This is a genomic window from Blastococcus sp. VKM Ac-2987 (assembly GCF_026967805.1).
Taxonomy (GTDB): Bacteria; Actinomycetota; Actinomycetes; order Mycobacteriales; family Geodermatophilaceae; genus Blastococcus.
This window is the reverse complement of record NZ_JAPVBG010000002.1, coordinates 144771-162996: the sequence shown is the minus strand read 5'-3', so window position 1 is coordinate 162996 and position 18226 is coordinate 144771. Positions and strand designations below refer to the sequence as shown.

15 protein-coding genes and 2 tRNA genes are annotated in these 18226 nt (G+C 73.2%); 13 read left to right on the top strand and 4 right to left on the bottom strand.

Going from position 1 to position 18226, the window contains the following annotated elements:
• The first annotated feature begins 22 nt into the window (after positions 1–22).
• Positions 23–979 (top strand): hypothetical protein, encoded by a 957-nt coding sequence (locus O2W17_RS09640; RefSeq protein WP_269192211.1) that lies wholly within the window; start codon positions 23–25, stop codon positions 977–979.
• Between the two features lie 14 nt (positions 980–993).
• Positions 994–2760: an ABC transporter ATP-binding protein gene (locus O2W17_RS09635; protein WP_269192210.1), complete on the top strand. Its 1767-nt coding sequence runs from the start codon at positions 994–996 to the stop codon at positions 2758–2760.
• A gap of 98 nt (positions 2761–2858) precedes the next feature.
• Here the strand turns inward: O2W17_RS09635 and O2W17_RS09630 are convergent, their stop codons facing one another.
• Positions 2859–4370: an SDR family oxidoreductase gene (locus O2W17_RS09630; RefSeq protein WP_269192209.1), complete on the bottom strand. Its 1512-nt coding sequence runs from the start codon at positions 4368–4370 to the stop codon at positions 2859–2861.
• Positions 4371–4655: 285 nt separating this feature from the next.
• On the opposite strand from O2W17_RS09630, the gene gyrB reads away from it, so the two are divergent.
• The 8 genes from gyrB (at position 4656) to O2W17_RS09590 (ending at position 12224) form a co-directional block, all read left to right on the top strand.
• The gene (gene gyrB / locus O2W17_RS09625; RefSeq protein WP_269192208.1) at positions 4656–6686 is read left to right on the top strand and encodes a DNA topoisomerase (ATP-hydrolyzing) subunit B; all 2031 of its coding nucleotides are present in this window, start codon (positions 4656–4658) and stop codon (positions 6684–6686) included.
• A 108-nt stretch (positions 6687–6794) separates the two neighbouring features.
• Entirely contained in the window at positions 6795–9263 is a 2469-nt protein-coding gene (gene gyrA, locus O2W17_RS09620; protein WP_269192207.1) for a DNA gyrase subunit A, read from the top strand.
• 110 nt (positions 9264–9373) lie between these two features.
• Positions 9374–10093, top strand: coding sequence for a DUF3566 domain-containing protein (locus tag O2W17_RS09615; RefSeq protein ID WP_269192206.1), 720 nt, complete (start codon positions 9374–9376; stop codon positions 10091–10093).
• A 243-nt stretch (positions 10094–10336) separates the two neighbouring features.
• Positions 10337–10410 (top strand) — tRNA-Ile (locus tag O2W17_RS09610).
• Positions 10411–10490: 80 nt separating this feature from the next.
• Positions 10491–10631 carry a DLW-39 family protein gene (locus O2W17_RS09605; RefSeq protein ID WP_269192205.1) on the top strand — a complete coding sequence of 47 codons (141 nt, stop codon included), beginning with the start codon at positions 10491–10493 and terminating at the stop codon, positions 10629–10631.
• 22 nt (positions 10632–10653) lie between these two features.
• Positions 10654–10726, top strand: a tRNA-Ala gene (locus O2W17_RS09600).
• A gap of 80 nt (positions 10727–10806) precedes the next feature.
• The gene (locus O2W17_RS09595) at positions 10807–11340 is read left to right on the top strand and encodes a peptidylprolyl isomerase (RefSeq protein WP_269192204.1); all 534 of its coding nucleotides are present in this window, start codon (positions 10807–10809) and stop codon (positions 11338–11340) included.
• 128 nt (positions 11341–11468) lie between these two features.
• Positions 11469–12224, top strand: a complete 756-nt coding sequence (locus tag O2W17_RS09590; protein WP_269192203.1) for a rhomboid family intramembrane serine protease — start codon at positions 11469–11471, stop codon at positions 12222–12224.
• A 15-nt stretch (positions 12225–12239) separates the two neighbouring features.
• Here the strand turns inward: O2W17_RS09590 and O2W17_RS09585 are convergent, their stop codons facing one another.
• On the bottom strand, positions 12240–12653 hold the full coding sequence (locus tag O2W17_RS09585) for a PH domain-containing protein (RefSeq protein WP_269192202.1): 414 nt from the start codon (positions 12651–12653) through the stop codon (positions 12240–12242).
• A gap of 95 nt (positions 12654–12748) precedes the next feature.
• On the opposite strand from O2W17_RS09585, the gene O2W17_RS09580 reads away from it, so the two are divergent.
• Entirely contained in the window at positions 12749–13909 is a 1161-nt protein-coding gene (locus O2W17_RS09580) for a thiolase family protein (protein ID WP_269192201.1), read from the top strand.
• A gap of 548 nt (positions 13910–14457) precedes the next feature.
• Here O2W17_RS09580 and crgA read toward each other — a convergent pair.
• Positions 14458–14730 carry a cell division protein CrgA gene (gene crgA, locus O2W17_RS09575; RefSeq protein WP_269192200.1) on the bottom strand — a complete coding sequence of 91 codons (273 nt, stop codon included), beginning with the start codon at positions 14728–14730 and terminating at the stop codon, positions 14458–14460.
• A 134-nt stretch (positions 14731–14864) separates the two neighbouring features.
• Here crgA and O2W17_RS09570 point away from each other — a divergent pair, with 134 nt between their 5' ends.
• Together O2W17_RS09570 and O2W17_RS09565 are read left to right on the top strand one after the other, a co-directional pair.
• Entirely contained in the window at positions 14865–15614 is a 750-nt protein-coding gene (locus O2W17_RS09570; RefSeq protein WP_269192199.1) for a DUF881 domain-containing protein, read from the top strand.
• A gap of 65 nt (positions 15615–15679) precedes the next feature.
• Positions 15680–16339 (top strand): aminodeoxychorismate/anthranilate synthase component II, encoded by a 660-nt coding sequence (locus O2W17_RS09565; RefSeq protein ID WP_269192198.1) that lies wholly within the window; start codon positions 15680–15682, stop codon positions 16337–16339.
• A gap of 86 nt (positions 16340–16425) precedes the next feature.
• Here the strand turns inward: O2W17_RS09565 and pknB are convergent, their stop codons facing one another.
• A complete protein-coding gene (pknB, locus tag O2W17_RS09560; RefSeq protein WP_269192197.1) occupies positions 16426–18216 on the bottom strand; it encodes a Stk1 family PASTA domain-containing Ser/Thr kinase in 1791 nt (596 codons plus the stop codon).
• Positions 18217–18226 lie beyond the last annotated feature (10 nt).

Sequence of the window (18226 nt, the reverse complement as noted above, 5' to 3'; positions counted from 1 at the left end):
GCGCCGGGAGGACGATGCAGGGATGAGCACCCCCCGCGACGGTGACCGGGACGGCTTCGACGACGACGGCGGCCGCGGCTGGCGCGAGCCGCCGCACCTCGGCTCCGGCGCCGGAGGCGACGACGACGAGGACCGCCCCAACTTCGTCGACCGCCGGAAGAAGCCCCGGGACGAGCAGCCCGCCGGCCAGGCCTGGCAGCCCCCGGGCTGGGACCTGCCTGCCGTGGAGCCGACCCGTCCGGCGCAGCAGCCGCCGGCCCCGGGCCCCCAGGACGCCCCTCCGCCGGTCGAACCGCCGGCCCCGGGCCCCCAGGACGCCCCGCCGCCGGTCGAGCCGCCGGCCCGCGGGGGCGGCCTGTTCGGCCGCCGCCGGAAGCCGGGCGCCGTGGAGCGGGTGTTCTCCTACGGGGGTGACCTCGTCGGCGCCCAGGGCTGGGCGCTGCAGCACGGTTGGACGGTGTCCGACGGCACCGCTCCCGAGGACGCCGCTCTCGCCGAGCTGATCGCGACCTCGCCGGTCCGTGCCACCAAGGAGCACCGCGCCGGCAACGTGCTGCGCGGCCGGGCCGGCGGGCTGGAGCTGGTGGCGTTCGACATCGTCTTCGTGGAGCGGCGCGGCGTCGTCCCGGAGTACGCGGTGACCGCCTTCCCGATGCTGGGCAGCGTGCCCGGCTTCCGGCTCAGCCCGGCCCGGTTCTGGCGGCACCGCACCGGCGGCATGATGCCCATGCCGAGCGGCGACGAGGCCTTCGACGCCCGCTGGCTGCTGCTGGCCGCGGAGGACGACCCGCGGCTGCGGCGGCTCGTCCAGGACCCGGCCGTGCGCGGCCTCCTGCTCGGCAGCGACGACGGCGACGAGTTCTGGTCCGGCGCCGGCTACGTGGCCGCGGTCCGGCCCGACGGGCACCGGCCGGAGCTGCTGGAGCACCACTCGCGCCTGCTCACGGCCATCGCCGGCGCCCTCGCCGCCGGCGCCTGAGGGAGCCGGAGCGGGTGGCCACCGCGGTCCCGGACCTGGGCCCCGACACCGGCGTGGGCCTCCGGGACCTGCTGCCGCTGCTGCGGCCCCACCGCCGCTCGTTCCTGCTGGCCGCCGGGCTGTCGCTGCTCGGTGCGGCCGGCGCCCTGGCCCAGCCGGCGCTGGTCGCCCGCGTGATCGACGTCGTCGGTGCGGGTGAGCCGCTGCTGCCCGCGGTGGGGCTGCTGGTCGTGGTCCTGCTGCTGGCCTCGGCGCTGGGCGCGCTCCAGCAGTTCGTCCTCCAGCGGACGGCCGAGGGCGTCGTCCTCACCACCCGGCTGACCCTCACCGACCGGCTGCTGCGGCTGCCGGTGGCGGAGTACGACCGCCGGCGCACCGGCGACCTGATGTCCCGGGTGGGCTCGGACACCACGCTGCTGCGGGCGACGGTGACCTCCGGCGTCGTCGAGGTGGCGGGCTCGGCGGTGGTCGGCGTCGGCGCGCTGGTGGCCATGGCCGTGGTCGACGTCTGGCTGCTGCTGGTCACCGTCCTGGCCGTCACGATCGGTGCGGTGACCGCCGTCCTCGCGTCGCGCGGGGTGCGGCGGCTCTCCCGGCGGGCCCAGGAGGAGGTCGGCGCGATGACCGCCGCCGTCGAGCGGGCGCTGTCGGCGGTCCGCACGATCCGGGCCAGCGGGGCGACGGCGCGGGAGGTGGCGACCGTGGGCGCCAGCGCCCGGCGCGCCTACCAGGCGGGCGTGCAGGTGGCCCGGCTCGAGGCGCTGGTCTCCCCGGCCGGCTCCATCGCCGTCCAGGGCGCGTTCCTGGCGGTGCTGGGTGTCGGCGGCTACCGGGTGGCCGACGGGACCATCTCCGTGTCGGCCCTCGTCGCCTTCATCCTGTACCTGTTCCTGCTGGTCATGCCCCTGGGGCAGGCGATCAGCGCCTGGACCCAGCTGCAGACCGGGCTGGGTGCCCTCTCCCGCATCCAGGAGGTCCTCCGGCTGGACCCGGAGGACGACGAGCGCCCGGAGCGGGCCGGCGGCGGTGCTCCGGTCGTCCGCACCGGCGGGGCGCCGCTGCTGGAGCTCGACGACGTCTCGTTCGGCTACCCGGACGGCACCCCGGTGCTGCGCGGGGTGTCGCTGCAGGTCCCGGCCGGCAGCCGGGTGGCCCTGGTCGGCCCGTCCGGTGCGGGCAAGTCCACGGTCCTGACGCTGATCGAGGGCTTCTACCCGCTCACCGGCGGGGCGATCCGCTGGTCCGGTACCGACGTCCGGGACCTCCCGCGTGCGGGGCTGCGCGCGCGGCTGGGCTACGTCGAGCAGGAGGCGCCGGTGCTGGCCGGGACGGTGCGGGACAACCTGCTGCTGACCCGCCCCGACGCCACCGACCCCGAGCTGTGGGCGGTGCTCGCCGACGTCGGCCTCACCGAGGTCGTCCGGCGGTCGCCGCGCGGGCTCGACGTCCTCGTCGGCGACGAGGGGGTGCTGCTCTCCGGCGGCGAGCGGCAGCGGCTGGCCATCGCCCGCTCGCTGCTGGCGCGGCCGGAGCTGCTGCTGCTCGACGAGCCGACGGCCAGCCTGGACGCGCGCAACGAGGGGCTGCTGCGGGCGACGCTGGCCGCGGCGTCGTCCGGCCGCGCGCTGCTGGTCGTCGCCCACCGGCTGTCCACCGTGCTCGACAGCGACCAGATCGTGGTGCTCGACGAGGGGCGGGTCGTCGCCCGCGGGACGCACGCCGAGCTCGTCGACAGCAGCCCGCTCTACCGGGAGCTCGCCGCCGCCCAGCTGCTCGTCTGACGCCCGTGATGATCAGGTGACCTGGTCGTCCGGGGTCCTGGCTCAGCACCGGTGGTGAGCCAGGACCCCGTGCGGTGAGCCAGGAAGGCGGTCGCCGGTCAGCGACGTCGCTCGGCGGCGCGGGCCATCCCGCGGAGCATGCCCCCGAAGACGAACCCGTGGAACGCCGCGACCGCCCACCAGTACAGGTGCCCGAACAGGCCCCGGGGCGCGAAGGTGGCCCGCTGGCGCAGCGCCGTCCCCCCGGTCTCGGCGTCCTGTTCCACGTGGAACTCCAGCCAGGCGAGGCCCGGCACCCGCATCTCCGCGCGCAGCCGCAGCAGCTCCCCCTCCTCGCGTTCCTCCACCCGCCAGAAGTCGAGGGCGTCGCCGACGTAGAGCCGGTCGGGGTCGCGACGGCCGCGCCGCAGCCCCACCCCGCCGACCGCCCGGTCGAGCCAGCCGCGCACCCGCCAGGCCAGCGGCCACGAGTACCAGCCGCGATCCCCGCCGATCCCCTCGACGACCGCCCAGACGTCCTCGGGCGCAGCCGCCACCGGACGGACCCGCTCGTCGAGGTAGAGGCTGCCGCCGGCCCAGCCGGGGTCGGTGGGCAGCGGGTCCGAGGGGGCGCCGGGCACCGATGCCGAGGCCCAGCGGGTGGACACCGCCGAGTCCTGGACCCGCTTGACGGCCAGCCGGACGGCCTCGTCGAACCCGAGCAGGCCCTCCGGCGGATCGGGCACGTACTCCGCGATGTCGTGCTCGGCGCAGACGACGGTGTTGCGCAGCGACTCGACCAGCGGGCGCGCGATGCCGGCGGGCACCGGGGTGATCACGCCGACCCAGTGGCTCGACAGCGACGGCGTGAAGATCGGCACCGGCAGGATCCGGCGCCGCGGCAGGCCGGCGACCCGGGCGTACCGCTGCATCATCTCCGCGTAGTTCATGACGTCCGGGCCGCCGACGTCGAAGCAGCGGTGCACGTCGGCCGGCAGCCGGGCGCAGGCCACGAGGTAGCGCAGCACGTCGCGGATCGCGATCGGCTGGATACGGCTGTGCACCCAGCGCGGGGTGACCATCACCGGCAGGCGCTCGGTCAGGTGCCGGAGCATCTCGAACGAGGCCGACCCGGACCCGAGCACCACGGCAGCGCGCAGCACGACCGTCGGGACGCCGGAGCCGAGCAGGATCCGGGCGACCTCGGCCCGCGAGCGCAGGTGCGGCGAGAGCTCCTCGTCCTCGGGCTCGAGCCCGCTCAGGTAGACCAGCCTGCCGACCCCGGCCTCGCGCACGGCCCGCGCCATCACCGTCGCGGTGTGCCGGTCGGCCGCCTCGAACTCCGGGCCCGAGCCCAGCGCGTGGATCAGGTAGTAGACGACGTCGACCCCGGTGCACGCCTCGGCGACCGATGCCGCGTCGCCGGCGTCGGCGCGCACGATCTCCACGTTCCCGGCCCACGGGTGGTCCCGCAGCCGTTCCGGCGAGCGGCTCATGACGCGGACCCGGTGGCCGGCGGCGAGCAGCTCGGGCACCAGCCGGCCGCCCACGTACCCGGTGGCCCCGGTGACCAGGCAGGTGAGCGGGGGGCCCGCCGGCGCGGGGGCCGGCGGGACGTCGGGGGATGCCATGCGGCCGAGTGTGCGCCCCCGCCGTCGCGCCCGTCCGGCCCTCCGGGCCGCGCATCGGGCCGACGACGGCGTGTCGACCCGGGGGGCAGGATCGATGGTGGCGGACCTCCCGGGAGACGCGCAGACACGACGTCAGGGCGTGGACGGCGCTGTTCCTGTCAGACCTCGCGGTATCGTCTCGGTTGGAAACCGTCAGCAACCGGCTGAGCGCCGTTCTGCGCCGTTCCGCCCCCGTCCCCCGAGTCGGGGCCCGAGGTCGCCGGTTGCTCGAGAGGAAGGCCCCACGTGGTCGCAGCACCCCAGACCGAGTCCGCCTACTCGGGCAGCTCCATCACCGTCCTCGAGGGGCTCGAGGCGGTGCGCAAGCGCCCCGGTATGTACATCGGCTCGACCGGTGAGCGCGGCCTGCACCACATGGTGTGGGAGGTCGTCGACAACGCCGTCGACGAGGCGCTGGCGGGCTACTGCGACACCGTGCGCGTGACGCTGCTGGCCGACGGCGGGGTCCGGGTCGAGGACAACGGCCGCGGCATCCCGGTGGACATGCACCCGGTCCAGAAGCGGCCCACCGTCGAGGTGATCATGACCGTCCTGCACGCGGGCGGGAAGTTCGACGGCAAGAGCTACGGCGTCTCCGGCGGTCTGCACGGCGTCGGCGTCACCGTCGTCAACGCCCTCTCCACGCGGCTGGACGTCAGCGTCTGGCTCAACGGCGACGAGTGGCACCAGACCTACACCGAGGCCAAGCCCGGCCCGCTGGAGCAGGTCGGCCCGACGAAGAAGCGCGGCACCTCGATCACCTTCTGGGCCGACCCCTCGATCTTCGAGACGACGACGTACTCGTTCGACACGATCAGCCGGCGCCTGCAGGAGATGGCCTTCCTGAACAAGGGCCTGACCATCATCGTGCGCGACGAGCGCCCCGGTCAGGGCAAGGCCGAGACCGGCATCGGCGAGGAGTCGCTGGCCGAGGCGGCCGCGCCGGTCGAGGCCGAGGGCGAGGCGTTCGAGCCCACCGAGGTCACCTACCGCTACGAGAACGGCCTGGTCGACTACGTCGCCCACCTGAACAAGCGCAAGAGCGCGATCCACAAGTCCGTCATCGGCTTCGCCGCCGACGGCGTGGGCAAGAACGACACGGCGATGTCGCTCGAGGTCGCGATGCAGTGGTCCGACGCCTACTCCGAGTCGGTGCACACCTTCGCGAACATCATCAACACCCACGAGGGCGGCACCCACGAGGAAGGCTTCCGGGCGGCGCTGACCTCCATCGTGAACCGCTACGCGGTGGAGAAGAAGCTGCTCAAGGAGAAGGACGACAAGCTCACCGGCGACGACATCCGCGAGGGCCTGGCGGCGATCGTCTCGGTCAAGCTCGGAGACCCGCAGTTCGAGGGCCAGACGAAGACCAAGCTCGGCAACACCGAGGTCAAGGGCTTCGTGCAGCGGGTGTGCAACGAGCAGATCGGCCACTGGTTCGAGGCCAACCCGACCGAGGCGAAGACGATCATCACCAAGGCCGCCTCGGCCGCCCGCGCGCGCCGTGCGGCGCAGGACGCCCGCAAGCTGGCCCGCAAGAGCCTGCTCTCGGTCAGCGGACTGCCCGGCAAGCTGGCCGACTGCCGCTCCACCGACCCGCGCAACTCCGAGGTCTACATCGTCGAGGGCGACTCGGCCGGCGGCTCGGCGAAGTCCGGCCGCGACTCGATGTACCAGGCGATCCTGCCCATCCGAGGCAAGATCATCAACGTCGAGAAGGCGCGCATCGACCGGGTGCTCAAGAACACCGAGGTCCAGTCGATGATCACCGCGTTCGGCACCGGCATCCACGACGAGTTCGACATCTCGAAGCTCCGGTACCACAAGATCGTGCTGATGGCCGACGCCGACGTCGACGGCCAGCACATCAGCACGCTGCTGCTCACCCTGCTGTTCCGGTTCATGCGCCCGCTGGTCGAGGGCCAGTACGTCTACCTGGCCAAGCCCCCGCTCTACAAGATCAAGTGGGGTGGCAAGGTCGGTGACGAGTACGCCTACAGCGACAAGGAGCGCGACGCGGTCGTGCGTGCCGGCGTCGAGGGCGGCCGCAAGATCAAGGACGAGATGATCCAGCGGTTCAAGGGGCTCGGCGAGATGAACGCCAGCGAGCTGTGGGAGACCACGATGAACCCGGAGACCCGGATCCTGCGGCAGGTCACCCTCGAGGACGCCGCCGCGGCCGACGAGATCTTCAGCATCCTCATGGGCGAGGACGTCGAGGCCCGGCGCAGCTTCATCACCCGCAACGCCAAGGACGTCCGCTTCCTCGACGTCTGACCGGCGCGCCGGCGGCGGTCGGGTGAACACCTCCCCACCGCCGCCTGACGCCCCGGTTGACCAGCACCTTTGTCCACCTCTGTGCACCGACCTGTGGAGACCTGAACCGTGACGGAGACCCCACCCCGCGACCGCGTCGAAGCGGTCGACCTCCAGCAGGAGATGCAGCGCAGCTACATCGACTACGCGATGAGCGTGATCGTCGGGCGCGCGCTGCCCGAGGTGCGTGACGGCCTCAAGCCGGTCCACCGGCGCGTGCTGTTCGCGATGTACGACCAGGGGTTCCGCCCCGACCGCGGGTACGTCAAGTGCGCCCGCCCGGTCGCCGAGGTGATGGGTAACTACCACCCGCACGGTGACTCGGCGATCTACGACGCCCTCGTCCGGCTGGCCCAGCCCTGGTCCATGCGCTACCCGCTGATCGACGGGCAGGGCAACTTCGGCTCCCCGGGCAACGACCCGGCGGCCGCCATGCGGTACACCGAGTGCCGGCTGACGCCGCTGGCCATGGAGATGCTGGCCGGCATCGACGAGGAGACCGTCGACTTCCAGGGCAACTACGACGGCCGCACCGAGGAGCCCGTCGTCCTGCCCGCGCGCATCCCGAACCTGCTGATCAACGGCTCGGCCGGGATCGCGGTCGGCATGGCGACGAACATGCCGCCGCACAACCTGCGCGAGGTCGCCGCCGCCGTCTTCTGGATGCTCGACCACCCCGAGGCGGAGGCCGAGGAGGCCCTCACCGCGTGCATGGAGCGGATCAAGGGCCCGGACTTCCCGACCCACGGCCTGATCGTCGGCCGCGAGGGGATCGAGGACGCCTACCGCACCGGTCGGGGCTCGGTGCGGATGCGCGCCGTCGTCACCGTCGAGGAGGACGGTCGTGGCCGGGTGCAGCTGGTGGTCACCGAGCTGCCCTACCAGGTCAACCCGGACAACCTGGCCGAGGCGATCGCCGAGGGGGTCAAGGAGGGCCGGCTGCAGGGCATCAGCGAGATCGCCGACGAGTCGAGCGACCGGGTCGGCCGCCGGCTCGTCATCACGCTGCGCCGCGACGCCGTCGCCAAGGTCGTGCTGAACAACCTCTACAAGCACACCCAGCTGCAGACCTCCTTCGGCTGCAACATGCTCTCCATCGTCGACGGCGTGCCGCGCACGCTGCGCCTCGACGAGCTGGTGCGGAACTGGGTGCTGCACCAGATCGAGGTCATCCAGCGGCGCACCCGCTACCGCCTGCGCAAGGCCGAGGAGCGCGCGCACATCCTGCGCGGGTACGCCAAGGCGCTCGACCAGCTGGACGCGGTCATCGCCCTCATCCGGAGCAGCGAGTCGGCCGACGCCGCGCGCACCGGCCTGATGGAGCTGCTCGACGTCGACGAGATCCAGGCCGTCTCGATCCTGGACCTGCAGCTGCGCCGGCTCGCGGCCCTGGAGCGGCAGCGGATCATCGACGAGCTCGCCGAGATCGAGGCCCGGATCGCCGACCTCGAGGCCATCCTCGCCTCGCCCGAGCGGCAGCGGCAGATCGTCCGCGACGAGCTGGCCGAGATCGTCGAGAAGTACGGCGACGACCGGCGCACCCAGTTCGTCGCGAACGAGGGCGACGTCTCCATGGAGGACCTCATCGCCGAGGAGGAGGTCGTCGTCACCATCACCCGCACCGGGTACGCCAAGCGGACTAAGAGCGACCTCTACCGGTCGCAGCGCCGGGGTGGCAAGGGCGTGATGGGCGCCCAGCTGAAGCAGGACGACCTCGTCGACCACTTCTTCGTGGGCTCCACCCACGACTGGATCCTGTTCTTCACGAACAAGGGCCGGGTCTACCGGGCGAAGGCCTACGAGCTGCCGGAGGCCAACCGCACCGCCCGCGGGGCGCACGTGGCGAACATCCTGGCCTTCCAGCCGGACGAGAAGATCGCCCAGGTCATGCAGATCAAGGACTACGGGGTCGCCCCGTACCTGGTCCTGGCCACGGCGAAGGGCCAGGTCAAGAAGACCCGGCTGACCGACTTCGACTCCCCGCGCCAGGGCGGCGTCATCGCCATCAACCTGCGCGACGGCGACGAGCTCGTCGGCGCGGCGCTGATCGACCCCGAGCAGGACCTGCTCCTGGTCACCCGGAAGGCCATGTCGATCCGGTTCAAGGCCGATGACGCCGCGCTGCGACCGATGGGGCGGGCGACCGAGGGCGTCCGCGGCATCTCGCTGACCGACGACGACCGGCTGCTGTCGATGATGGTCGCGCAGGAGGGGGTCGACGTCCTCGTCGCCACCGAGCGCGGGTTCGCCAAACGGACGGGCATCGAGAACTACCCGAACCAGGGCCGGGGCGGCAAGGGCGTGCTCACCGCCGACCCGAAGGCGCGGAAGGGGGCTCTCGTCGGCGCCCTGGTCGTCACCCTCGGCGACGAGCTCTACGCGATCACCTCCGGCGGTGGGGTCATCCGTACGCCGGTCAACGGCGTGCGCCACAACAAGGATCGCGCCACCATGGGTGTCAAGCTCATGAACTTGCCGGAAGACGTCACCATCGTGGCAATTGCGCGTACGACGGACAACGACGAACCTGCGGCCTAGGGTGAGTGGTCAGACAGGCATGCGACCGCGGCTCCGTGGCGCCCTCACGGGGTCGCCGCGGAGGCGGGCATCGAGGGAGCGGCACCGCCGCCGGGGAACGGGAGACTTGTATGAGCGACCGGACGCAGGGTTCGGTGCGCAGCGACTCCCGGGCCGGGGACGGTGCTCCGGTGGAGGGTGCGTCCGCCGGCGGTAACGCCTCCGCGACGCAGTCCATCCCGACCACCGGCGCCCAGCGGGCCCAGGGCACAGGTGCGGCGCCCGCGGCCGCCCAGCCGGTCGGCCCGGAGACCGGTAGCGGTGCGGCGCAGACCGGCTCCACGCCGGCGACCGCAGCCACCCCGGACCCCACCGGCCCGGCGGACGGCTCCAGCGGTGGTCTGGGTCTCGGTGACGGCGCGACCGGCCCGGTGAACGGCGCCGCAGCGGCGCCCAAGCCCGCCCGCGGCAAGCTGTCCGGCCGTGGCCCGCGCCGGGCGCGGCTGCAGCTCCGTCACATCGACACGTGGTCGGCGCTGAAGATCTCGCTGGTGCTGTCGATCGCGCTCTTCTTCATCTGGATGGTCGCCGTCGGCCTGCTGTACCTCGTGCTCAACGGGCTCGGTGTCTTCGACGCCGTCAACGACCTGTTCGGGCAGATCGGCAGCGCCTCGGGGTCGGAGGACACCGGCGATCTGCTGACGCCCGGTGTGGTGTTCGGTGGCGCCGCGGTCATCGGCGCCATCAACGTCGTCCTGCTCACCGCGCTGTGCACGGTGGGGACGTTCATCTACAACCTGTGCTCCGACCTGGTCGGCGGCCTCGAGGTCACCCTCTCCGAGCGGGACTGAGCACTCTGTCGTCCTCCGGACGACACCGCGGCCAGGTGCCGTCCCCAGTTGCGACGAGCGTGTCAGTCGTGCAGGCGCGCTCTGGGGGTCCATCTCGCGCTCGGGGAGTCCTGCAGGAGCCTGGGAGCACGAGGAACACCCCTAGAGCGGCGCGCAGCGATCGGGCGCGGACAGGGGGCACCCCGTGCGGGTGGGCCCCCTGCGGGCGGAGACAGCGGGTCAGGTACGCTTTTCGAGGTTCACGGGCCTGTAGCTCAGGCGGTTAGAGCGCATCCCTGATAAGGATGAGGCCGGAGGTTCAAGTCCTCCCAGGCCCACCCGTGTGCCGGAGCTCCGGCTCCGCGCCCCCGCGCACGTCGCCTCCGCGGCGAGCGAAGCGCTCGAGGAGGTTCTCCGCGTGCTGAAGAAGCTGGCGCTCGCCGCCGCCGCGGCCGGCGCCCTTGCCGCCGTCCGCAAGAGATCGACCGGCAAGCACGAGGCCGACCTGTGGCACGAGGCCACCAGCGGTCCGGGGGCGGTCAGCACCCCTACCCGCTGAACCACCGGCCCTCGGGCCACCCGGGGACGTAGCTCAATTGGCAGAGCACCGCCTTTGCAAGGCGGGGGTTAGGGGTTCGATTCCCCTCGTCTCCACGCATGACGCCGAGGCGTCCTGCTCCACGTGAAACCGGGCCCGCGACACCCGGCCGGCGCGACGGTGGGAGAGTGGAGCCGTGACTGAATCGACTCCCGCCCGCCGCGCGGTCCTGCACACCAACCACGGCGACATCACGGTGGACCTGTTCCCCGACCACGCCCCCAAGACGGTCGCCAACTTCGCCGATCTCGCCGAGGGTGCCCGCGAGTGGACGCACCCCGCGACCCGCGAGAAGACGACGGACAAGCTCTACGACGGCACCGTCTTCCACCGGATCATCTCCGGCTTCATGATCCAGGGCGGTGACCCGCTGGGTCAGGGCATCGGCGGCCCCGGCTACCAGTTCGGCGACGAGATCCACCCCGACCTGGCGTTCACCAAGCCCTACCTGCTGGCCATGGCCAACGCCGGCCCGGGCACGAACGGCTCCCAGTTCTTCATCACCGTCGCCCCCACGTCGTGGCTGACCGGCAAGCACACCATCTTCGGTGAGGTCGCCGACCAGGCCGGCCGCGACGTCGTGGACCGGATCGCCGCCGTCCCCACCGGCCGCAACGACCGCCCGGCCGAGGACGTCGTGATCGAGTCCGTCGAGGTGCAGCGCAGCTGACCACGGAACCGCACGGCGGGGGTGCGGGCGACCAGCCCGCACCCCCGCCCCCGGTCTGCTACCGCCACCCCGAGCGGCCCACGGGCATCTCGTGCACGCGGTGCGGCCGTCCCATCTGCCCCGACTGCATGATCCCGGCGTCGGTCGGCTTCCAGTGCCCCGCCTGCGTGCGGGAAGGCGCGGCCACGGTCCGCGCACCGCGCCGCGGCTCCGGGCTGCGCGCGGCCGCCTCCCGCTGGGGCACGGTCACGCTGACGCTCATCGCGATCAACGTCGTCATGTTCCTGGTGACCGCGGTCTCGGCCGGGCTGGCGGGCAACGCGCCGCTCGAGAACTACCGCTCCCCGGTCTTCGCCGACCTGTCCCAGTACCCGCTGGCCGTCGAGTTCGGCGAGCCCTGGCGGCTGCTCACCGCGGCGTTCCTGCACATCGGCCTGCTGCACCTGGCGCTGAACATGCTGGCGCTGCTGGTCTTCGGCTCCGAGCTGGAGCGGCAGCTGGGCCGGTGGCGCTACCTGGCCCTCTACCTCGTGGCTGCCCTGGGCGGCTCCACGGCCATCCAGCTCCTCGGTGACCCCCTGCGGCCCGTGGCGGGGGCCTCGACGGCCATCTACGGCCTCCTGGGAGCGTTGGGGGTGTTCATGGTGGTCCGCCGGCAGGACGTGCGGGGCATCCTGGTCCTGCTCGGGATCAACATCTTCATCAGCTTCCTGCCCGGCGTCTCGCTGCTCGGGCACCTCGGCGGCCTCGTCACCGGGGCGGCCGTCGCCGGGCTGATCGTGCTCACCCGCCGGCGGACGGGGCTTCAGGCCGCCGGCCTGGCGGTGCTGGTCCTGGTTCTCCTCGCCCTCGCCCTGGGTGTGCCCACGGGCACGGTGGGCTGAGCCGCCGGGGCGTGCCTACGCCCGGCCCGGAGCGGCCCGCTCCAGCTCCCGGGCCACGATCTCCGGGTCGGCGCCGAGGTCCCACCGGCCTAGGACGACGAGGACGCCGTCGTCGTCCGCGGTCCCGTCCGTCTCCAACTCCAGCGTGCGTACCGTCGTCCCCCATCTCCGGGCGCTGCGGACGCGCACCCGGACCAGCGCCCAGGGCAGCACGCGGGCACCGGTGAGCGTGCGCACCGCGACGCCGTCCGGCCCGGCGCGCAGCCGCGGGCGCAGCACCGCCTCCCGGGCGGCGAGCGCGACCAGCAGCAGCGCCGCCCCGCCCACCAGCACCCGGCCGGGCGTGTCCAGCAGCAGGGTGGTCGCGCCGAGCAGCACCGCACCCGCCAGGAGGACGGCGGGGACGTAGGCGGGAGGGGACCAGTGCACGCCGCCAGCCTGCCAGGGGTGACGTGGAACATACGATCGCAGCGGGGTGGCCGAATCCCGGCCGCGCCGGACCGTCGTCGACGAGGAGTGGGTCCATGCGTGATGCCGTCATCTGTGCCGCCGTCCGTACACCGGTGGGCAAGCGCGGGGGAGGTCTGTCCGGCGTGCACGCCGTCGATCTCTCCGCGCACGTGCTGAACGCGCTCGCGGAGCGCTCGGGCATCGACCCGGCCGTGGTGGAGGACGTCTTCTGGGGCTGCGTGAGCCAGGTCGGCGAGCAGACGTTCAACATCGGCCGCAACGCCCCGCTGGCCGCCGGTTGGCCCGAGTCGGTGCCGGGCACCACGATCGACCGGCAGTGCGGCTCCTCCCAGCAGGCGGTCGCCTTCGCCGCCGCCACCGTCATCAGCGGGCAGGCCGACGTCGTCGTCGCCGGTGGCGTCGAGTCCATGAGCCGGGTGCCGATGGGTTCCGCCCGCGCCGACGGCGTGGCGGGCAAGCCGCTGGGCCCCCGGTTCCTCGAGCGCTACGACGGGGTCTTTCCCAACCAGGGCATCGGCGCCGAGATGATCGCCGAGCGCTGGGGCTTCTCCCGCACCCAGCTCGACGAGTTCGCGCTGGCCTCGCACGAGAAGGCGGCCAAGGCCCAGGCCGACGGCGCCTTCGACGAGGAGATCGCCCCGGTGACCCTCGCCGACGGCACCGTGATCAGCGCCGACGAGGGCATCCGGTCGGGCGGCACGCTGGAGAAGCTGGCCTCGCTGAAGACGCCGTTCAAGGAGGACGGCGTGATCAGCGCCGGCAACGCCAGCCAGATCTCCGACGGCTCGGCCGCGCTCCTGGTCACGACCAGCGAGAAGGCCCGCGAGCTGGGGCTGCGCCCGCTGGTGCGGATCCACACCACGGTCATGGCCGGCGACGACCCGGTCATCATGCTCACCGCCCCCATCCCGGCGACGCAGAAGGTGCTCGCCCGCTCCGGCCTGTCGGTCGACGACATCGGCGTCTTCGAGGTCAACGAGGCGTTCGCCCCGGTGCCGCTGGCCTGGGCGGCCGACATCGGCGGCGACCCGGCACGGATGAACCCTCTCGGCGGCGCCATCGCCCTGGGCCACCCGCTGGGCGGCTCCGGCGCGCGCATCATGACGACGCTCGTCCACCACATGCAGGCCACCGGCACCCGCTACGGGCTGCAGACGATGTGCGAGGGCGGCGGCACCGCGAACGCGACGATCCTCGAGCTGATCGACGCCTGACCCTGCCGCGCACCGGCGTCCCGGTGCCCCGCCAGCCCCCGGCCGCCCGGCCGGGGGCTGGCGTCGTCGTGGGGCCGCTGCGGTCGAGGACCCGATCGCCGGCTGTGGAGATCCGTGCCGGTCCGTGCACGGTCGGGAACGGGATGTGACCGGACAGGTCCGTCCCCCCGCGCCTCCGCGCGGGGTGTAACCGCAGGTCAGGGCGGGTAAGGCAGGCCGGCGGTCACCGCCTCGGGAGACGGACAAGTCGACTCGTCCACAGCTGGGTACACAGCTGGGGACAGACTCACACTGCTGTAGTTACGGCGATGGACCCCTCGTCACACGCGTCCCATGCGGGGAGAAACCGCAGGTCACCGGCGAGTGGACCCGATCGGTCCCTCCACACTCGGTGGACAACCCTGGGGGTGGGGCGCCATGTCGACCTGTGGACGCAGCCGGTCGCTGTGCACAGCGTCCCCCGGCGCCCGGAGGCCGTCCGGGAAAGCGACGAGGCCCCCGTCCCAGGGAGGGACGGGGGCCTCGTGAGCGCCGGTGCGGCCGGGTCGTCAGCGCCAGCGCATCGACATGATCAAGCCGGCCACCATCGCGCCGAAGCCGATGGCGAAGTTCCACGCCCCCAGCGACACCATGAACGGGATCTGGTCACCGGCGACGTAGTAGACGACGATCCACAGCAGACCGAGCAGCATCAGCGTGACCATCACCGGCGCGTACCAGCGCGGGCTCGGCTGCAGCGCCTTGGCCTGCGCGCCCCGCGAGCGGAGCGCGTCCTCCGGCGGCGTGTACACCGACTTCTTGCGCACCTTCGACTTGGGCACGTGCGTACTCCCTCCCGGGGCCGGGCTCAGTCCTCCCCGGCCGGATCTGTCACCCAGACTAAACTTCGCGGGGACGACGACGGTGGTACGGCACCTGCGCGTGCCGCCGTCCGTCCCCGCCGGAGGAGGTGCTCGTGTTCCGCTCCCCGCTGCGCGGCCGGCGCCCGTCCGGCTGGAGCGTGCTGGTGCCCGTGGTCGCCGTGGCGGCCGGGCTGCTGTTCGCCACGTCCGGGCGGACCGCGCAGGGCACCGATCTGCGTGCCGGGGAGGTCACCCAGCTCTCCGAGCTGATGGAGCAGCGCGACGCCGCGGTCGCCCGGCTGGGCCGCCAGCTGACCGGGCTCGAGCAGCGGGTGCAGCTGCTCACCCAGGAGGCGGCCACCAGCGACGGCGCCGTCGCGGAGGCCCGGGCCGTCGGCGAGGCGGGCGCTCCCTCCGCCGGTCTGACACCGGTGGAGGGCTCCGGGGTGGTCATCACCCTCGACGACGCCCCCCAGCGCTCCGACGGCAGCCTCCCCGGGGGTGCCCGCCCCGACGACCTCGTCATCCACCAGAGCGACGTCCAGGCGGTCGTGAACGCCGTGTGGGCCGCCGGAGCCGACGGCGTCGCGGTCATGGACCAGCGGCTGATCTCCACCTCCGCGGTGCGCTGCGTCGGCAATACGCTGCTGCTGCAGGGGCGCACCTACTCGCCACCGTTCGTCATCACCGCCGTGGCCGACGCCGCCGCGGTGGAGGCGGCCCTGGACGCCTCGCCGCAGATCGCCGTCCTGGAGCAGGCCGTCGACGCGTTCGGCCTCGAGTTCGAGGTACGCGCCCGGCCCCAGGTGACCGTGCCCGCCTACGATGACGGGCTGACCCTGCAGTACGCGGACGCCGGCTAGCCGGACGGTCGCGCACCGGCAGGTGCCCGCGCTGCCCGCCCGCCCTCCGAGGAGCCCCGACCGCGATGACCGCCGCCGACCGTCCGGTCCTCGTCGTCGACAACTTCGACAGCTTCGTCTACAACCTGGTCCAGTACCTGGGCCAGCTGGGCGTCCGCTGCGTGGTGCGCCGCAACGACGCGGTCACCGTCGAGGAGCTGTCCGACCTGGACGTCGCCGGCGTGCTCCTGTCCCCCGGCCCCGGCACGCCGGCGGACGCGGGCGTGACCGTGCCCATGGTCCGGGCCGCCGCCGAGCAGGGCACCCCGGTGCTGGGCGTCTGCCTGGGTCACCAGGCGATCGCCGAGGCGTTCGGCGCCGAGGTAGTCCGGGCGCCGGAGCTGCTGCACGGCAAGACCAGCCAGGTGGTCCACGAGGGCTCCGGCGTGCTGGCCGGGCTGCCCTCGCCGTTCACCGCGACGCGCTACCACTCGCTCGCCGTCGACCCGGGGACGGTGCCCGATGAACTCGAGGTCACCGGGCACACCCCTTCCGGGCTGGTGATGGCCCTGCGGCACCGGGAGCTGCCCATCGAGGGCGTCCAGTTCCACCCGGAGTCGGTGCTCACCGAGGGTGGCCACCGGATGCTGGCCACCTGGCTGGCGGCCTGCGGCCTGGCGCCCGACGAGGACGTGGTGGCCGCCGCCACGGCGACCGCCCAGCGGCTGACCTCCGCCACCGCCTGAGCCCGCCCCGGGCCGCGACGCAGCCCGCAGATGCAGCAGGGCCCCCTCCCGGGCGGGAGGGGGCCCTGCTGCGTTCCTGCGGTCGATCAGCCCTCGGTCTCGGTCTCGGTCTCGGTCTCGACCGCAGGGTCCGGAGGCGCAGGGGTGGTCGTCGGGGTCACCGGGGGCGCGGTGGGCGTTGTGGGCTCCTCCGCGGGCGTCGGGACGGCCACCACCAGGGTGATGGTGTCGCCGGAGCCGACGTCCTGGCCGGCCGCCGGATCGGTCTCCACGACGGTGCCCGGAGCGACGTCGTCGCGCTCGACGTCCTGCGTCTGGATCTGGCCGGCGCCGAAGCCGGCCTCCTGCAGGGCGGCCCGCGCCTGGGCCTCGGACCGGTTGACGACGTTCGGCAGCTCGATCGTGCCGGTGGAGACGCTCAGCGTGATGACGTCGTCCTCGCCGGCCTGGCTGTTCTCGGCCGGGGTGACGGCGGCGACCTGGCCCTCGTCGTACTCGATCGAGTCGACCGGCCGGACCGAGATGTTCGTGAAGCCCTGCTGCTGCAGGTTCGCCCGCGCCTGGCTCTCGGTCAGCCCGACGACGTTGGGCACCAGCACGGTGTCCGGGCCGCCGCTGATGACCAGCGAGACCGCCGACCCCTCCTCGACCTGCACGCCGCTGCGCGGGTCGCTCTCGACGACCTGCCCCTCGGGGACGGTGGCGCTCGCCTGGGTCTCGACGCCGCCGAGGACGAGGCCCGCATCGGCGAGGGCCCGCTCGGCGGCGGCCTGGTCCAGGCCGGAGAACGGCGGCACCGCGACCTGGGTGGCGACCGGGGCGTCCTCGCCCCCGTTGAGCGCGACGGCCGCGGCGATGGCCCCGCCGAGCAGCAGCACGGCGAGCACCGACACGATCGCGATGATCCGGCGCTTGCGGCGCCGGTCGGCGTCGTCGTCCCAGTCGTCGTCGCCGTAGCCGCTGGCGTAGCCGCCCACCGGGGCGCCGATGATGGCGGTCTTCTCGGCGTCACCCATGACCGGCGTCGCCTCGACCCGCTGCCCGGCCAGCGCCCGGAGCAGGTCGTTGCGCATGTCCGCGGCGGACTGGTACCGGTTGGCCGGGTTCTTGCTCATCGCCTTGAGCAGGATCGCGTCGAGCTCCGGCGGCACGTCGGGGTTGATCGACGACGGCAGCCGCGGGTCCTCGCGCACGTGCTGGTAGGCCACGGACACCGGGGAGTCACCGGTGAACGGCGGCGCGCCGGTGACCAGCTCGTAGAGCAGGCAGCCCAGCGAGTAGACGTCGGAGCGGGCGTCGACGCCCTCGCCGCGGGCCTGCTCGGGGGAGAGGTACTGGGCGGTCCCTATCACCGCCGCCGTGGAGGTCATCGTGGCCGCGGAGTCGGAGACCGCGCGGGCGATCCCGAAGTCCATGACCTTGACCGTGCCCTGCGGCGTGATCATCACGTTCCCGGGCTTCACGTCCCGGTGCACGATGCCGTTCCGGTGGCTGAAGTCCAGCGCGCCGCAGATGTCGGCGGCCAGGCTCATGGCCCGCTCGATGGGCAGCCGGCCCTCGCGGCGGAGCACGTCGCGCAGCGTCTCGCCCTCCACGTACTCCATGACGATGTACGGGGTGGCGCCGGTGGGCGTGCGGTCCTCGCCGGTGTCGTACACGGCGACGATCGCCGGGTGGTTCAGCGACGCGGATGCCTGCGCCTCGCGCCGGAAGCGCACCTGGAACGACGGGTCGCGGGCCAGGTCGTGGCGCAGCACCTTCACCGCCACCTCGCGCCCCAGGCGCAGGTCACGTCCGTGGTGCACCTCGGCCATGCCGCCGCGGCCCAGCACGCCACCGATCTCGTAGCGCTCGCCGAGCACGTTCGGCGTGGTCATCGGAGGTCCT

What these genes read in the sequence shown, in the direction of transcription:
- O2W17_RS09640 (WP_269192211.1), top strand. Translation starts at nt 23, where the DNA reads ATGAGCACCCCCCGCGACGGTGACCGGGACGGCTTCGACGACGACGGC.
- O2W17_RS09630 (WP_269192209.1), bottom strand. Translation starts at nt 4,370, where the DNA reads ATGGCATCCCCCGACGTCCCGCCGGCCCCCGCGCCGGCGGGCCCCCCG.
- O2W17_RS09615 (WP_269192206.1), top strand. Translation starts at nt 9,374, where the DNA reads ATGAGCGACCGGACGCAGGGTTCGGTGCGCAGCGACTCCCGGGCCGGG.
- O2W17_RS09590 (WP_269192203.1), top strand. Translation starts at nt 11,469, where the DNA reads ATGATCCCGGCGTCGGTCGGCTTCCAGTGCCCCGCCTGCGTGCGGGAA.
- O2W17_RS09580 (WP_269192201.1), top strand. Translation starts at nt 12,749, where the DNA reads ATGCGTGATGCCGTCATCTGTGCCGCCGTCCGTACACCGGTGGGCAAG.
- O2W17_RS09565 (WP_269192198.1), top strand. Translation starts at nt 15,680, where the DNA reads ATGACCGCCGCCGACCGTCCGGTCCTCGTCGTCGACAACTTCGACAGC.
- pknB (WP_269192197.1), bottom strand. Translation starts at nt 18,216, where the DNA reads ATGACCACGCCGAACGTGCTCGGCGAGCGCTACGAGATCGGTGGCGTG.